This is a genomic window from Clostridium sp. RTP31139st1_H3_RTP31139_211217 (assembly GCF_040227035.1).
Classification (GTDB): Bacteria; Bacillota; Clostridia; order Clostridiales; family Clostridiaceae; genus Clostridium; species Clostridium saudiense.
Genome location: NZ_JBCOAB010000021.1, coordinates 17,340 through 32,564, shown reverse-complemented (window position 1 = coordinate 32,564; position 15,225 = coordinate 17,340). Strand labels below are relative to the sequence as shown.

Annotated in this window: 14 protein-coding genes; all 14 read left to right on the top strand. The window is 25.1% G+C overall.

Annotated features, from left to right (window positions below; translation table 11 throughout):
* Positions 1–8 precede the first annotated feature (8 nt).
* The 14 genes from ABUA17_RS10290 to ABUA17_RS10225 all read left to right on the top strand — a co-directional run bounded on the left by ABUA17_RS10290 (position 9) and on the right by ABUA17_RS10225 (position 14,907).
* Positions 9–1,988: an ArdC-like ssDNA-binding domain-containing protein gene (locus tag ABUA17_RS10290; protein ID WP_052330673.1), complete on the top strand. Its 1,980-nt coding sequence runs from the start codon at positions 9–11 to the stop codon at positions 1,986–1,988.
* Complete coding sequence (locus ABUA17_RS10285) at positions 1,978–2,955, top strand: hypothetical protein (protein WP_042398853.1); 978 nt, start codon at positions 1,978–1,980, stop codon at positions 2,953–2,955. Before ABUA17_RS10290 ends, ABUA17_RS10285 begins: the two co-directional genes overlap by 11 nt.
* Positions 2,939–3,163 (top strand): transposon-transfer assisting family protein, encoded by a 225-nt coding sequence (locus tag ABUA17_RS10280; protein ID WP_042398850.1) that lies wholly within the window; start codon positions 2,939–2,941, stop codon positions 3,161–3,163. Before ABUA17_RS10285 ends, ABUA17_RS10280 begins: the two co-directional genes overlap by 17 nt.
* A gap of 487 nt (positions 3,164–3,650) precedes the next feature.
* Entirely contained in the window at positions 3,651–5,483 is a 1,833-nt protein-coding gene (locus ABUA17_RS10275; protein WP_042398847.1) for a hypothetical protein, read from the top strand.
* A gap of 478 nt (positions 5,484–5,961) precedes the next feature.
* Positions 5,962–6,294 carry a cyclic nucleotide-binding domain-containing protein gene (locus ABUA17_RS10270; protein WP_042398844.1) on the top strand — a complete coding sequence of 111 codons (333 nt, stop codon included), beginning with the start codon at positions 5,962–5,964 and terminating at the stop codon, positions 6,292–6,294.
* A gap of 35 nt (positions 6,295–6,329) precedes the next feature.
* The gene (locus ABUA17_RS10265; protein ID WP_042398840.1) at positions 6,330–6,785 is read left to right on the top strand and encodes a hypothetical protein; all 456 of its coding nucleotides are present in this window, start codon (positions 6,330–6,332) and stop codon (positions 6,783–6,785) included.
* A gap of 499 nt (positions 6,786–7,284) precedes the next feature.
* A complete protein-coding gene (locus ABUA17_RS10260; protein WP_042398837.1) occupies positions 7,285–7,977 on the top strand; it encodes a response regulator transcription factor in 693 nt (230 codons plus the stop codon).
* Positions 7,955–9,157, top strand: a complete 1,203-nt coding sequence (locus ABUA17_RS10255; protein ID WP_042398834.1) for a HAMP domain-containing sensor histidine kinase — start codon at positions 7,955–7,957, stop codon at positions 9,155–9,157. Before ABUA17_RS10260 ends, ABUA17_RS10255 begins: the two co-directional genes overlap by 23 nt.
* Before the next feature lie 172 nt (positions 9,158–9,329).
* Positions 9,330–10,397: an ABC transporter permease gene (locus ABUA17_RS10250; RefSeq protein ID WP_042398831.1), complete on the top strand. Its 1,068-nt coding sequence runs from the start codon at positions 9,330–9,332 to the stop codon at positions 10,395–10,397.
* The gene (locus ABUA17_RS10245) at positions 10,397–11,071 is read left to right on the top strand and encodes a hypothetical protein (RefSeq protein WP_055277900.1); all 675 of its coding nucleotides are present in this window, start codon (positions 10,397–10,399) and stop codon (positions 11,069–11,071) included. Before ABUA17_RS10250 ends, ABUA17_RS10245 begins: the two co-directional genes overlap by 1 nt.
* Entirely contained in the window at positions 11,061–11,933 is an 873-nt protein-coding gene (locus ABUA17_RS10240) for an ABC transporter ATP-binding protein (RefSeq protein WP_042398951.1), read from the top strand. Before ABUA17_RS10245 ends, ABUA17_RS10240 begins: the two co-directional genes overlap by 11 nt.
* A 463-nt stretch (positions 11,934–12,396) precedes the next feature.
* Positions 12,397–13,647 carry a radical SAM/SPASM domain-containing protein gene (locus ABUA17_RS10235; protein ID WP_042398950.1) on the top strand — a complete coding sequence of 417 codons (1,251 nt, stop codon included), beginning with the start codon at positions 12,397–12,399 and terminating at the stop codon, positions 13,645–13,647.
* Positions 13,640–14,686, top strand: a complete 1,047-nt coding sequence (locus ABUA17_RS10230; protein ID WP_078061335.1) for a radical SAM/SPASM domain-containing protein — start codon at positions 13,640–13,642, stop codon at positions 14,684–14,686. The genes ABUA17_RS10235 and ABUA17_RS10230 overlap by 8 nt, the downstream gene beginning before the upstream one ends.
* 56 nt (positions 14,687–14,742) lie before the next feature.
* Complete coding sequence (locus ABUA17_RS10225; protein ID WP_156327496.1) at positions 14,743–14,907, top strand: hypothetical protein; 165 nt, start codon at positions 14,743–14,745, stop codon at positions 14,905–14,907.
* Positions 14,908–15,225 lie beyond the last annotated feature (318 nt).

Genomic DNA, 15,225 nt, shown 5'->3' with positions numbered 1-15,225 from the left:
AAGGAGGAATGTATTATAAGATTGATGAAATTAAAGCAATACCGATACAAGATGTATGTTCTCATTATGGAATAGTTTTAAAAGCAAAGGGTGAGAACTGGTGGGGACGACTTAGAGAAAATGATAGGACACCATCTTTTTCAATAAATCCAAGTAAAAATATATGGAGAGATTGGGGAATTTCAAAAGGGGGAGATGTAATTTCCTTGGTAAGTGAAATAGAAGGAGTAGATCAAGGGAAAGCAATATTGATTTTAGGAGAAAGGTTTGGCATAGAGCAAGAATATACTACAGAAAAAGTATCTGTATTTCCTACATTTAATCAATTTAAAAGTATAGGGATTTTTTCTAAAAGAGCTATACAGAATTTAGATATTAATTTAGAAAAACAATCAATAGAGGAAATTGAAAAGCTTGAAGAAAAATTTGAAATATCTATGCAAGAATTAGCTAATGTGGATATAGAGGCTTATCATAGAATATTAGATTATAAAGCGTTACCTATTTTATATGAATACAGAAAAAATACAATAGATGCTTTTATAAAATATATTAATTGTGATAATTATAAAGATCTACTTGTTTATGAGTTAATTTTTAATGAGTTTCAAGATGAATTAAATGAAAAGGTTGATATTTATAATAAAGCTAGATTAGATGGAATAAATTTAGATGAATTGAAATTTGATATAAGTAATATGAATGACATAAATTTTTCTGATGAAGATATAAGCAAACTAAAGCAGGATATCAAGAATTTAGAAAGGATATCTGATAAATTGAATTTGAATGATGAAATAAATTATCTTATAAATGTGAAAGAAAATGTAGTGAAAATTTATGAGGGATTAAAAAAAAACGGTAATTACTTTTTAAATAGTGTTGAGTATGAAGTTATGGATAATAGTCAGCAGTTAAGAGAGGATAAGTTTTTTTATAAAACTAAAAAAAGACTAGTAGGTGATGAAAATATGGTATATGAAAAAAATATAAAATCTTCTAATGAAGATAAAGTAAAAGAATTAAGTGAAAAACTTGAAGATGGAATAAAGGATTTGTTTGAGAGTGATAAATATAAAAACTTTTTAAAAGTAATGTCTAAGTTCCATAATTATTCGTTTAGAAATTCTATATTAATAATGATGCAGAAACCAGAAGCAACTTATGTAGCTGGATTTAATAAGTGGAATACATTTAAAAGAAAAGTCAATAAAGGTGAAAAAGGAATAAAAATTTTTGCACCATCTCCAATTAAGAAAAAAGTTCAACAATATAAAAAAGATGAAAAAGGTAATTTCATATACGTAGATGGCAAAAAAGTTATAGAAGAAGTAGAGCAAATAATTCCTAAATATAAAATAACCTATGTTTTTGATATAAGTCAGACTAGTGGAGAGCCATTACCAAGCTTGACTGAAGAGTTAAAAGGGAGTGTAAATGATTATAGTAATTTTAAGAAAGCATTAGAAAATAGTACAAGTTTTAATGTTGCATATGGAAGCATAAAAGGAGAAGCAAAAGGATATTGCACACCTGCTTTAAAAAGAATTATGGTTAAAGAAAATATGTCAGAAGTTCAAACAATAAAGACGCTTCTTCATGAAATGGCTCATGCAGAGTTACATACAATAAAAGATGGAAAGAGTAGAGAAACTAAAGAAGTTGAAGCTGAAAGTATTGCATTTATAGTTAGTAATTATTATGGAATAGATACATCTGATTATAGTTTTGGATACTTAGCTGGATGGAGTAGTGATAAAGAGTTAGGGGAACTTAAGAAATCTTTAGATACAATTCAAAAAACTGCTGCTTCTTTAATAGATAAAATTGATATTAATTATAAAGAGTTATTTAAAGATAAAGAAATTAAAATAGACCATGATAATAAAGATATTAAAGAGATAATTTCAGAAGCTAGTAAAAAAGCTGAAGATCATAACAATAAATTGGAGAATAAAGAGAGTAAGGAGCGTAGTTATGAAATTTAATATATTGGAGAAATTAAAGGAAATATTCTTAAAAAAATCAGAATATAAAACTGAAAAAACTGATTTTAATATAAGTGAAGAAAGTAAGTTAGAAAAACTAAACATAGGAACTTGTATAATGGATAATGAAGAAAAAGAGAAATTTTTAAGTATTAATACTCCAAAATTAGTTGAATTATATGAAAAAAAAATATCAGAAGAAGATAAAATGTTGATGGAGAAGCAAGGATTAAAGTTAGATACTTTTGTAGAAAGATTTAAAGATGAATTAAATGATCATGATTTTATAGAAGGAAATTGTGCAGTATTTTCATTTGATGATTTCTTAAAAATAGAATTATCAGGTTATTCAGAGTTAGATTTAAAAAGAGATCAAAATTTTATAGATTTACAAAAAGAGAAGGGATATATTGAAGGGAGAATTATTGACTTAAAAGAAGATATAAAATATTCTTCAGAAGAAAGTCAACATCAATCTATTGAAGAGTTAAAAAATGAGTTAAAATTATATGGAGAGTTAAATGATTTTCTTAGTAAAGAGATAAATAAAGTTGTTGGTAGTGAAATAGAGCAGCTAGAATATAATGCTAAAGAATATACAATGAAAGATGACTTGAAATTAGAGGATGGTTCTTTTATAAAGGGAGGAACATCTTTTTTTGTTGAAGGATTTAAAAAAGGAGAGTTTGAAGTTCACTTTGAAGCTAGAGAAGATAATACATATATTCCTAATGATGGAGAAGGAAGTGGGTATTATTTTAGTGGAGAAGAAATAGCAAGATATTTTGATTTAAATAAGACAGTAGATTTAGTAAGAGGAAAAGAATTAATAAATGATAATATGAAATTAGATAAAAATAATAGTAAAGATATAAAAGATATAGTTGAAGATGCGAGTAAAAAAGCTGATGATTATAATAATAAATTAGAAAAGAAAGAGGGAAAAGTAAATGAAAAAGAGCTTTAATAAAGAAGAATTAACTATTATGAGTTTTTATAATTGTGATGATAGAATTAAATTAATTAATCAATTGGAATCTGTAGTAGAAAATGTAGATGAAGTTGAGATTGAATCTGAAATAAATGAAATTGTAATAAAGCTTAAAGGTATGACGGATGACGACTTTAAAGAAATTGACTTTAAAAATATTATAGAAATTGAAGAAGATATATAAAATTTAAAAGTAGCAGTAAATAAAATTTACTGCTACTTTTTGCCTAAATTATATTGTTTTAATTCTAAAAATGTAATATAATTTAGAAAAAAGAAGAATTTCTTCTTCATATTTCAAGTCCGAACGATAAATTAAAATGTCGCCAAACATCTTAATTTATATAACTGAAACTGGTAAAGCAACTACCAAAAAACAGAGTGTTGGAACTTTAAATTCATTTTATGCTTATATTCTAGCATAAGGTGAAAATTTGTGCAATATAAAAAATAACAAATTGACAGGAGGAAACCAAAAGAAGTTTTGGGATAATTTTCAATTTGATTTTAAAGAGCATAACATAAGTTTTGATATATAACTCTTAGGTAGAAATACCTAAGAGTTTTTTTATTGTCGGAAAATATTACGGAGCAATTTAAATAGATAGATTGTGGGGAGGGGGAAACTATACCAAAAATCATAATTTATCAGATGAAAGGAGGGAAAAACTTTGAAGGATAAAGGTAATTTTATAGAGCAAATGTTTATATATAATTTGATAAATAAATATGGCGAAGTTCAAAATTATTTTGGGATTAATGAAGTAGTTTCAGGAGAATTTTCTCAAAATAGAGCTGAAAAAAAATATGAAACACATATAGAAAAAGTATTAGAATATCCAATAAAAAATAGATGGAATAAAGAACTTAGTCATATGAGCCTTCAAAGTTTTTGTACCTTCTTAAATAAACAAAATAGAAATTTAAGAACTGAAGAATTAGATGATAGATATTATCCATTTACACTTGAATTTGAATCATCAAAAAAGAAGGAAAATTTTGATGTATTATTTGAAGTAGCTCAATACCTTCAGTATTTAATGAAGGAATTAAATGTAAATGAAGAAGATTTTACTATTATAATAAATAATTCAAAGTCAGTTTATATAATGGTTAATCCAAAAGTATTTGGATTAAAGCCAAGTAAAAATGTACATAGAATTTATACAGAAATGTATAAAAGAATAAAAGAAGAACTGGGCTTAAAATTCGTAGATGAAAGCGTAGTTAATTCAAGCTACAGATTAATAAAAACTCCAGGATCTTATTATAAGGGTGGATATGTTAATTATGTTTCAGTAGATGAATTTATGCACTTAATGACAGGTCATTTAACAAGAGTAAAATTAACTAAGAAACAAAGGGACATAAGAAAATTAATGTTACCTGGTATTCAATCAATTGCAATGACTAGGCTTTATGAAAAGGCAAAAAAGAAAGTTGAAAAATCTATAAAAGAATATAAAAATAAAAGCACTAAAGTTTTAAATTTACCAGGAATGGAATGTACTAGAGAGTGTGTGAAAGCACTAATAAATATGCCAATAATGGATAAAGGGAACAGAAATAATTTCTTAGTAAGCATAGCATTAGGACTAAGTGAAGCTAATTATAGTGAAAATGAAATTAAGGAAGTCCTAAGAACAAAAGCTATAGAATGGAAACATGATGAAAGTTTAAGAGCAGTTGAAAATAAGTATAAATCATTGAAAAGAAATGGGACTAATTTTTCTTGTGATAAAGTAAAAATGCTTTTTGAAGAAGAAGGATTAAGCCTTGGTTGTAATGTCTGTAAAAAGGCAATAAATAGCATCTATATTGCAAGAAATATAGTTGAATCTATTTATAACAACAAGGGATCAGTACGCCATTATAGAGCTTATTTAGAACTAGAAAAACAAAATCTTTTTGGTAGATACTTTAATATAGCTGAAGTTGGAATAAAAGTAGCAACTTTAAAAGAACTAGCAAAGAAAGTGAATGGAACATTAGAAAAGAAAGAGGGATTATTTAAGTTAACTGTAAAGAGAGGAAAGGCAATATATAGATTACCACTTAATTATATAGAAAATGCAGTTGATATATTAGATCAAAAAATAGGAAAGGTACTAATGTTAATAGTTAAAGCATATTCAAGCAACTCATATGGAGCATTTATAAGTTTAGGCGTTGTAAAAATTGCTGAATATTTAGCTTTTAAAAATGAAAGAAGTGTATATAATTTTTTAAAAGAATTAGAGAAGTTAGGATTTTTAACTAAAAATAAAAATGGAATAACATTATATTATAAGAGTAGAAAAGTAGTAAATTTAGAAGAAGAAAGAACAAATAGAAAAGAAAATGCAAGAGTTATAGAAGGAACTAAAGTAGTAAATGGATTACAATTAAAATTTGAATTTGAAAAAATAGAAGCTGGTACAAATCTGCAACAAATAAATTTTGAAAATTATAAATTCAACAGAATTGAAAATAATAAGGAGATTAATAGAGGTTCACCACCATGATAAAAAATTAATGTTCGTGTTTTATGGCTAGAAGTTTCATGGCCATAAAACTTTTAAAGAAATATTCCAGGATAATTTTAATAGAAATACGAATAAAAATATAATTGATATTAATAATGTACAAGCTGTCTATAAGCCTATATAAGAAGAGTAAATTTAACAGGTATTAGAATATTAAAGTGCTATAAAAAATTCTAAAAATAAGATTTAAAAGAAAATAAGTAAAGGAGGTAAAAAACTAATGAAGGTAATTTCCAAAATAAGTAATTTTCTCGTATTCATGAATAATTTCATAAATATAAAACATCTTAAACCATTGAAATTACTAGCTTTGATATATATTTTATTTTTAGACATTTAAATATAATATTTTTATATAGGGTTCCTATAATTTGTTGTTGGTTATTCTTATATATTTTTTATTTACTACTAAGGAACTATGTTATAAAAGTATTCTAGGATTTAGGAGGTTTAGGTTATGACAAAAAAAGATAATTTAAATAAATGTTTATTAGAAGATGTATCTAAAATTAAATTTAAAGGGATCTATGTTCCTAATTTATATGTTTTTGATAAAGATTTGAATAGTAATATGAAGCTTATATTATTTTTGTTGTTATATATAAATAAGTATTATGAAAATAGGATAATTAAAGTTAAATATTTAAGTAGTTTGCTGGTTATAACTGAAACAACAGTATCAAGGGAATTAAAGAAACTTGAAGAGTTAGGATACATAAAATCAGAACTAGCAGTTCATAAAAATATAACTTTAGGTAAAAGGTATTATGTACAAGTTAAACCTATATAGACTTATATTTAAATAATATTAATTGGAGGGAAAAAATGATAGATGAAAATTTAAGTTGTAAAGAAATAAAAATATTTGCTATGAGTAAAGATGAACCAAGGTTTAAAAATAAAGCTTACGCATATGTTCAAAGAGAATTTTTTTTAAAAGATTTAGTTAATGAAAAAGGTAAATTTTTATATTATAGAAATGGAATGAATATATCAGGAGATACGCTTGTTTTATTTAAGTTTGATAGGCAAATAATTGCAAGTGCAATAGTAAAAAAATCTAAAAAATTTAAGATACCTGAAGTTAGGCACGGAGTTAATCATAATGGAGCATTATATCTTGATATTTCAACTATAGAAGTATTTAGGCCTATTAATATAAGTAAATTATTAGAAGAAATACCTAATTTAAATTATTCAACTAGAGGAAATAAGATAGAAATTGAGAATTTAGATATAATTATACAATTAATTAATAAAAATATTGGCTTAACGTTGTAAATTCAAATTTTTCGGATACTGATCCTAATACATTCAAATTTACTAATCTCATTTTTATAATAATAGTCTCAATTAATATTAAATAAGGATTTTTTTTATTGTCTTAAATAACTACAAATCAAAATTGGAATAATTTACAATTTTATGTTAGTATTAAATTAGAATTTGCATTAGGTAGCCACTTATTAAGTTTCTTGTTATATTGTTAAATTATAAGTTCTTGTTTGTGATAAAAGAGAATATTTAACTGTACGAAGTTTAACTATTGATAAATTATGTTTGTTTTTGGGATTTATGTGAGCATTAAGAGAAATAGGAAAATGAGATTTTGAATATCAGTAAAAAGAAATTTTATTAATTCATGAATTAAAATTTTTGGATTTATGATAAATTCCAGTATATTGATATTGAGATCATGCAGGTCAAGTATTTAAGGATAAGAGATAAGCTAGGTTAAGGTAAAAGTATTTAATTAAAAAAGAAGTATATAGGAGGTAAAATGGCAAAGCTATTAATTGTGGATGATGATTTGGATTTAATAGATATGCTTTCAAATTATTTCTTATTAAAAGGATATGAAATATATACAGCATATGATGGAAAAGAAGCATTAGATAAAATGAAGTGTACTCCAGATTTGGTTATTTTAGATGTTAATATGCCTAAACTAAATGGTATAGATGTATGTAAAAGAATAAGAGATTTTACTCAAAGTCCTATTTTATTTTTAACAGCAAGAGCTACAGAAGAAGATAAAGTAAATGGATTATTAGTTGGTGGAGATGACTATATTGTTAAACCATTTAGTGTTAGGGAATTGGAAGCTAGGATAGTTTCTAATTTAAAAAGAGAAGAGAGATCAAAGTATTCTCATAAGATGATTTATACAGGGAGTATGAGTATAGACCTTATTTCAATGGAAGTATTTATAAATGGACAAAGATTAGATTTAACTAAAAAAGAATATGAGATAATAGAGTTATTAGCATTACATGAAAGACAAATATTTAGCAAAGAACATATATTTTTAAAATTATGGCATGAGGAAAATGATAGTGATATTAAAGTAGTTACTGAATATATAAGAAGAATTAGAAAAAAGATTTATGAGTTTACAGATGAAAATTTTATCGAAACAGAATGGGGTAGTGGATATAGGTGGAAAAGCTTTGATAAGGAAATATCTAAATAAAAGGGTATTATCAATTAAAAAGAGTCTAATTTATTATATAGTTATATCATCATTATTATCAGTTATCATATCTATAGGAGTTATGAATGGGGCTAGAATTATACAAAATAGTATATGGAGTAAATATAAAACCATAGAAGAGTATAAGGAAATATATGATTTTTATAATAAGTATTATGGATATATAACAGAAGCACCGAGGATTAGCTCAAGCTTTATGAGTCAATCAGATAATATTATAGTAGAGATATGTGACTTTTTAGAAACATGGACATTATTAATAATAACGATAACTTTAAATAGCATAACATCATATTTATTTTTTAAGAGAAAGCTTAAAAAACCATTAGCGTTGCTAGAAAAAGGGGCAAATGAAATATTTAACAATAATTTAGATTTTGAAATTGAGTATGATTATATGGATGAGTTTGGTAAGCTGTGTAAATCTTTTGATAAGATGAGAATTCAATTGATAGATAATAATCAGAAAATGTGGAATAGAATTATAGAAGAAAAGGAGTTTCATGCATCAATAGCTCATGATATAAGAGTTCCACTAATGGTATTAGAGGGGTATGTAGAAACTATTTTAGAGTTTTATCCAGAAGACAACATATCCAAAGAAGAGGTGCTAGCGGAACTTAATAAATGTAATGTTCAAATTGCAAGATTGAAAGAATTTGTGGAATATATGAGAAGAGCAGATGAGGTAAAACTACGAGATAGAAAAGATGAAAAGGTAAGTGCACTAAAAATAATTTATGATATTGAAGAAGAAAACAAAGTGTTTTATAAGAAAAATGGAATTGATATAAAGGTTCAACATAATCAATTTAAAGAAGATTTTGAAATTAATATTGATAAGTTCATATTTTTAGAGATTTATGAAAATATTATTACCAATGCAATTAGGTTTGCTAACAGTGAAGTTTCTATAAATATCAATATAGAAGATGAACAGGTTATATTAATTGTTAAGGATGATGGTTGTGGCTTTGAAAGTAAAATAATTAATGAAATAGACAGTGAAAAGATAAGAAAAAACAGAAATTATGCTTCAGGACATATGGGAATGGGGCTTTATATAACTAAACTGCTTTGTGATAAATATGATGGAGATTTAAAAGTTTATAATGCAGCAGATGGAGGAGCAATAGTTAGTATAACTTTATATTTGTAAAAAATTTCACCTAAATAATAGGGTGGAATTTTTTTTGTAAAATTACAAAAGTTGATTTTTTTTTGATATTTAGAATTTAAAATAAACTTAAAGATAAGTAGTGAAGGCAAAATATATAAATGGGATTTGGAGTTTAGGGTAAAATTTAAAATAAAGAATGGAGGCAAAGGATATGAGAGGAATAATAAAAATGACTATTAAAGATATAATAAAACAACCCTTTTATTATATTGGATTAATACTATGCTGTTTCTATGTATATGTGAATCTATGTCAATATTTAGATGTAAAATATTTTGAGAATGACAGCCAAATTGTTACCTTAGATGAAAATAGCATTTCAGATGCAGATATAATGAATGGATATATTCCTGTAAATAATAAAGAAAAAGAACAACTGGCGTTAAGTACAATTTATAAGAATTTAGTTGAAGAATTAGATGTAGAACCTAATGAAGCTCAAGAGGTAATTAAAGAGTATAAACGAGGAATTAGTATAGAGGATTTTGCTAAATATTTAGATGAAAATTATGGCTATAAGAGTGCAGAGTATGCTTTTTATGATGCTAATATGAAACAAGCAACTATAGAAGAAGCAAATAATTATATTAGAGAAAAACTAGGAGAAGAAAATTATACTGAGTGGTTTTCTAAAAAGTTTGTAGATTATTTTGGAGTATGCTTAATATTCTTTATGATAGCGTTATTTCCAATATTATATATGAAGGATTGTAAAAGAGATATATATGAATTGATTCATACCAAATCCATATCATCTATAAAGTATATTGGGGGGAAAGCTATAGCAGGGCTTTTAGCTATGATTCCAGTAATATTTGTGATAACTCTTTTTTATAATTTTTTAGCTATGAAGATTGCATATAAGTGGGGATTTAATTCTTCCATGTTTGATATTTTTAAATATGTAATAATATTTATTTTACCAAGTGTAGTGATGGCACTTGCAATTCATAGTTTAGTAACAGTTATATTTAAAAATCCACTGCCAACAATACCTATTATGATTTTATATATTCTTTATTCTAATATAGGTGCAGAAATATTAGAGGGTAATATTCATTATAAGACACATCCTTTAAGTATATTTATTAGATTCCCTGAAATATTTTTTGAAACTAAAATATCTTTAGGAATGTATATTAATCAAATATCATTATTAATAGTTTCAATACTTATTTTTATGATAGCAACTGTTGTTTGGAAAAGGAGACGTTTTTGATGAAGCAGGATTTAGTAATTGTAGTTAGTAAATATAAGTTATGGATTTGTATAATATATGTAATGCTATTATCTATAATTTTTCCATTAGCATATGCTGATGAAATAGGAGGCGTTATTGATCCATATAGTTCACTTTTGTCTATTCTTTTCTTTTCAGATTTATTTTATTTAGAGATTTTAGAAAAAAGGTATGAAGTTATTAAGTTAAAGTCTAAAGACGTTTTAATAGGGCTAGTAAAAAGAAGGTTTTTTATAGCTTGGTTATTTGTAGAATTATTAGCATTAGTTCAATATAGTTTGTATTTAATGAAAGTCAATAATAATATAGGGAAAATGGATAACTTATCAATGCTTATAATTACTTTAATTGCAACAGGAGTAAGTATCGCATTTTTCGGATATTTAACTGTAGTATTAGTGAATATTACAAAGAAAATTGGTATTGGCGTAGGAATAGCTGTACTTATTTGGTTCTTATTAAATTCAACTATTGGAATGAATATTTTTAAAAGTGCTAATATATTTGCTTTCTGTGAGTTCTTTACTAAGGATTTAGATTATAGTTGGGTAATTGGAAAATTAATAGGAGCTATTATTGTATTATTTGGAATGACTGTATTTAAAAGCAGCTTAATTTATTATAAAAATGAGGTGAAGAGATATGACAATTAATATAAAAGGGTTAACTGTAGAATTTAATAATGGTACTAAAGCTATAGATAATCTAAACCTAAATATTGAAAAAGGAATATATGGCTTATTAGGAGAAAATGGAGCAGGGAAAACTACGTTAATGAGAGTTTTAACAACAATATTGCCAGTATCAAAAGGAAATATTTTAATTAATGGAATTAACTTAGAAAAAAATAATTATGAAATGATACAGAAACAAATTGGATATCTACCTCAGGAGTTAGAAGTATACCCAAGCTTGACAGTTAGAGATTCACTTGAATATTTAGGGAGAATGTCAGGAATACCAAAAAACATATGCAAAGATAGAATAGATTATTATTTAGAAAAAACAGGGTTGATAGATAAACAGAATAAGAAGAATAAACAACTTTCTGGTGGAATGAAAAGAAGAGTTGGTTTAGTTCAAGCTTTATTAAATGAACCACCAATTCTAATTGTAGATGAACCTACAACAGGATTAGATCCAGAAGAAAGGATAAAAATTAGGAACTTATTAGTTGATTTTGGAGAAACAAGAACTGTTATCTTTTCAACACATGTAATTGAAGATATAGCATCTACATGCAATAAATTAGGGATTATGCAGAAAGGTAATTTAATATTTAATGGAGAAATAAGCGAATTGTTAAATAATGCAGAAAATCATGTATGGAATTGTTTAATAACAAATGAAAAAGAAATATTAGAGTTATCTAGATATGCAACAATATCGTCTAAACAATATGTAGATGGTAAGATAATGACTAAAATTATATCAGAAGAAAAACCTAGAATAGATTGTATAAGAGCAGAAGTAACACTAGAGGATGCTTATTTATATATGATGAAGATGTATTAAATAAGTAATATTAAAAGAATACTTTAATCGTTTAAAAATTAAATAAGGTATTTATTTACAATAAATATAAATTTTGGTACAATATAAGAAATAAACAAATTGGGAGTTGGAAAAGTTTATTTACATTAAAATATAAATACTTATATATAGGAATATTTATATTAACTTATAGGAATACTGAGGTGAAAATTATGACAATAAAGACAAAAGATTAAATGGAAATGTATATGTATATGAATTATTACAGATGGCAGAAATAAGTATTTGAGATTATTTAATTAAAATAGGGGAAAAATCTTATTGAATTAGGAGAAATAATAGTTATAGTATCTAAATAATATGTGAATGGAATCATTATAACTAAAATTATTTCTAAGGATAAGTCTAGTGCAATTTATACACAAGGTAGAAGATACACTGGTAAACTCATATTTATAAATATAAGTGATTAGAGGGAGAATATATGGGGATATGTTTGAAATTTAGTGAAAACTATAGGAAACTAGAACGAGGAAATAGAGTAATATTGACCAATAGAGATTCTGGAGAATGGATTAAAATTTCAAAAGAATGTATTAGTATAATAGAGCGAGGCATTTATAATAAATTAAATTCAGAGGAATTATTGAAGTGTATAGAGGATAGAGAAGATAGAGTCTATATAGATAACTTGATAAGAATATTATATAAAATGAAATTGTTAGATAACAATTTAAATATTGATGAAAAAGTAGATACTATTTATATAAATTTGACAAATCAATGCAATTTGAAATGTAAGCATTGTTGTGTAGATGCTGATTTTATTAGCGAGTATAAAAGAATATTAAGTTTTGAAGAACTAAAAAAAGTAATAGATAAAATAGAGGTGTATGGTATTCCTAAATTAGTGTTCTCTGGTGGAGAACCTATGGTTAGAAGTGATTTCTGGGAAATTTTAGATTATACACGAAAAAATTATAAAGGAAAAATTGATATTGCAACAAATGCTACATTAATTAATGAAGCTAATGTAGATAGACTTATTGCTAATGTAAATCGTTTAGATATTAGTATAGATGGTATAGATGAAGATTCATGTAGTGAAATTAGGGGAAAAGGTGTATTTAATAAAGTTATTCGAAGTATTAACTTATTAAAAGAGCGAGGATTTGATGAAATTTACTTATCTATGGTTATTAGTGATTATAATAAAGAGTTAAAAAAAGGTTTTTTAGAATTAAATAAAGAACTTGGTACTCAGGCGGTTATAAGAATATTTGCACCGGTAGGGCGTGGATTAAAAAATTCAGATAAGTTTATTAAGATTAATAAAGAAATAGATAATAATATTGAGATAGATGATTTATCTGATGCAAGAATGAATTTACGTAGCATTAGATGTGGAGCTGGAGTTTCAGACTTAGCAATTAATTATGATGGCTGGGTATACCCGTGTGGCAATTTGATAAGTGAAAAATTTAAATTATTTAATATTTTAGAAATTACAACGCTTGAGGATGCTATGAAAAGAACTAGAGATGAGTATTTAATAGGGAACAGTTTAAGAAGTATACAACCAGATCATTATGAAAAGTGTAAGGAATGTGATGTTAATTTGTTTTGTTGGAGTTGTGTTGAAGAAATTGCAAGACTTCAAAATAATGAAAGAGAATTTAAGGAAAGATGTATAAATCATAAAAAAGTATTAGAAAAAATATTATGGGATGAATAGGTATAATAATATGGATTTTACAATTTGGGTTACCAGAAGATGTAATTTATCTTGTAAGTATTGCTATGAGGGCAATAATAAGTTAGCTGCATCTATGGATATAAAAACTGCAGATAAGACTATTGAATTTATATGTAAAACAATAAAGAAGGTAGATGAAAATATAAATGTAATATTTCATGGGGGAGAGCCTTTGTTAGAATATGATTTAATAAAGTATTTTATTAAATCATTAAAAGAAAATATCGATACTAGGCGTATTAATTTTGGGATTACTACAAATGGAACAATTATAAATGATGAAATTTATAAAACCTTAGTAAATGATTTTAAGTATTCATTAACAATTAGTATTGATGGAAATAAATTAACACATGATTTAAATCGGAAATATATTAATGGAAATGGAAGTTATGATGAAGCAATAAGAACAGCAGTAAAACTATTGAAAGTACGTCCAGATTTGAGAGTTAGAATGACTATTAACACAGAAACGGTAGATTCATTATATGAAAATATTTTATCTTTAATAGAAAATGGTTTTAATTATATAGCTCCAGCCTTTGATTACTATGATAAGAAGTGGAGTTTAGAAAAAATTAAAATTATTGAAAATGAAATGAAGAAGATTGATAAATTTATAAATAGAAAAGAAAATATATATTCTAAGATAAAAGTAGGTCTTGTAGATAAAGATTTGTTTATGAAGCAAAAATCAGGATTATGCAATGGAGGATATGGAGCATTTAATATAGATGTTAATGGAGATATATATCCATGTTCTGTAATTGTTGGTGATTCTAAATTAATGATTGGAGATATTTATACAGGTATAGACTATTTAAAAGTTGAAACTTTAAAAAAGATATACTCTAAAGAAAATAGTACATGCTATGAGTGTAGTTATAAGGAGTTTTGCACTAGCAATAGGTGTAAATTAATAAATAAATCACTGACTGGAAACTTCTTAGAAGCTGATCCGGTTGTTTGTAATATTGAAAATATAAAATATAAAATTTTAAAAAAATATACTAATTAAGCCATTGTTAGCTATTGGTAATAGAATGAAATTAATATTTTAAGGGGGATTTATTTATGAAAGAAAATAATGAATTAAGAATTGAGAAAATTAAGGATAAGGTAGATTCATTAGATATTAAGGGACAAGGGTGTTGGGATGATTGTCAAATTTGGAAAAACAATACTACAACACCTAAATGTGAATTTGATAAAACAGCTTACAACAATTGGTTTAGCTAAGATTTAGATTAATTAAATATATATAAGTTATAGTTAAGTTTAGACATCTAAAATACTGCTGAATCTATTCAGTTCTAAGAAATATAAATGAAGTTTACTTATTATAAGTTATATAAATATATTTTAACTTAATCATTATATTACCAATACTTTCAATATATATGTAGGGTACTATAAGAGTACCAAAAATAATTTTACAAATGAATAAAATAAACAAACATTTATTATAGCTCCTTGCTGTCATTGTTGTATGAGAATTCAATTATAACAATGACAGCAAGGAGCTATACATAAATGTTTCAGAAATCAATTATATAA

What these genes read in the sequence shown, in the direction of transcription:
- ABUA17_RS10280 (WP_042398850.1), top strand. Translation starts at nt 2,939, where the DNA reads ATGAAAAAGAGCTTTAATAAAGAAGAATTAACTATTATGAGTTTTTAT.
- ABUA17_RS10240 (WP_042398951.1), top strand. Translation starts at nt 11,061, where the DNA reads ATGACAATTAATATAAAAGGGTTAACTGTAGAATTTAATAATGGTACT.
- ABUA17_RS10265 (WP_042398840.1), top strand. Translation starts at nt 6,330, where the DNA reads ATGATAGATGAAAATTTAAGTTGTAAAGAAATAAAAATATTTGCTATG.
- ABUA17_RS10225 (WP_156327496.1), top strand. Translation starts at nt 14,743, where the DNA reads ATGAAAGAAAATAATGAATTAAGAATTGAGAAAATTAAGGATAAGGTA.
- ABUA17_RS10230 (WP_078061335.1), top strand. Translation starts at nt 13,640, where the DNA reads ATGAATAGGTATAATAATATGGATTTTACAATTTGGGTTACCAGAAGA.
- ABUA17_RS10235 (WP_042398950.1), top strand. Translation starts at nt 12,397, where the DNA reads ATGGGGATATGTTTGAAATTTAGTGAAAACTATAGGAAACTAGAACGA.
- ABUA17_RS10260 (WP_042398837.1), top strand. Translation starts at nt 7,285, where the DNA reads ATGGCAAAGCTATTAATTGTGGATGATGATTTGGATTTAATAGATATG.
- ABUA17_RS10270 (WP_042398844.1), top strand. Translation starts at nt 5,962, where the DNA reads ATGACAAAAAAAGATAATTTAAATAAATGTTTATTAGAAGATGTATCT.
- ABUA17_RS10250 (WP_042398831.1), top strand. Translation starts at nt 9,330, where the DNA reads ATGAGAGGAATAATAAAAATGACTATTAAAGATATAATAAAACAACCC.
- ABUA17_RS10245 (WP_055277900.1), top strand. Translation starts at nt 10,397, where the DNA reads ATGAAGCAGGATTTAGTAATTGTAGTTAGTAAATATAAGTTATGGATT.
- ABUA17_RS10290 (WP_052330673.1), top strand. Translation starts at nt 9, where the DNA reads ATGTATTATAAGATTGATGAAATTAAAGCAATACCGATACAAGATGTA.
- ABUA17_RS10285 (WP_042398853.1), top strand. Translation starts at nt 1,978, where the DNA reads ATGAAATTTAATATATTGGAGAAATTAAAGGAAATATTCTTAAAAAAA.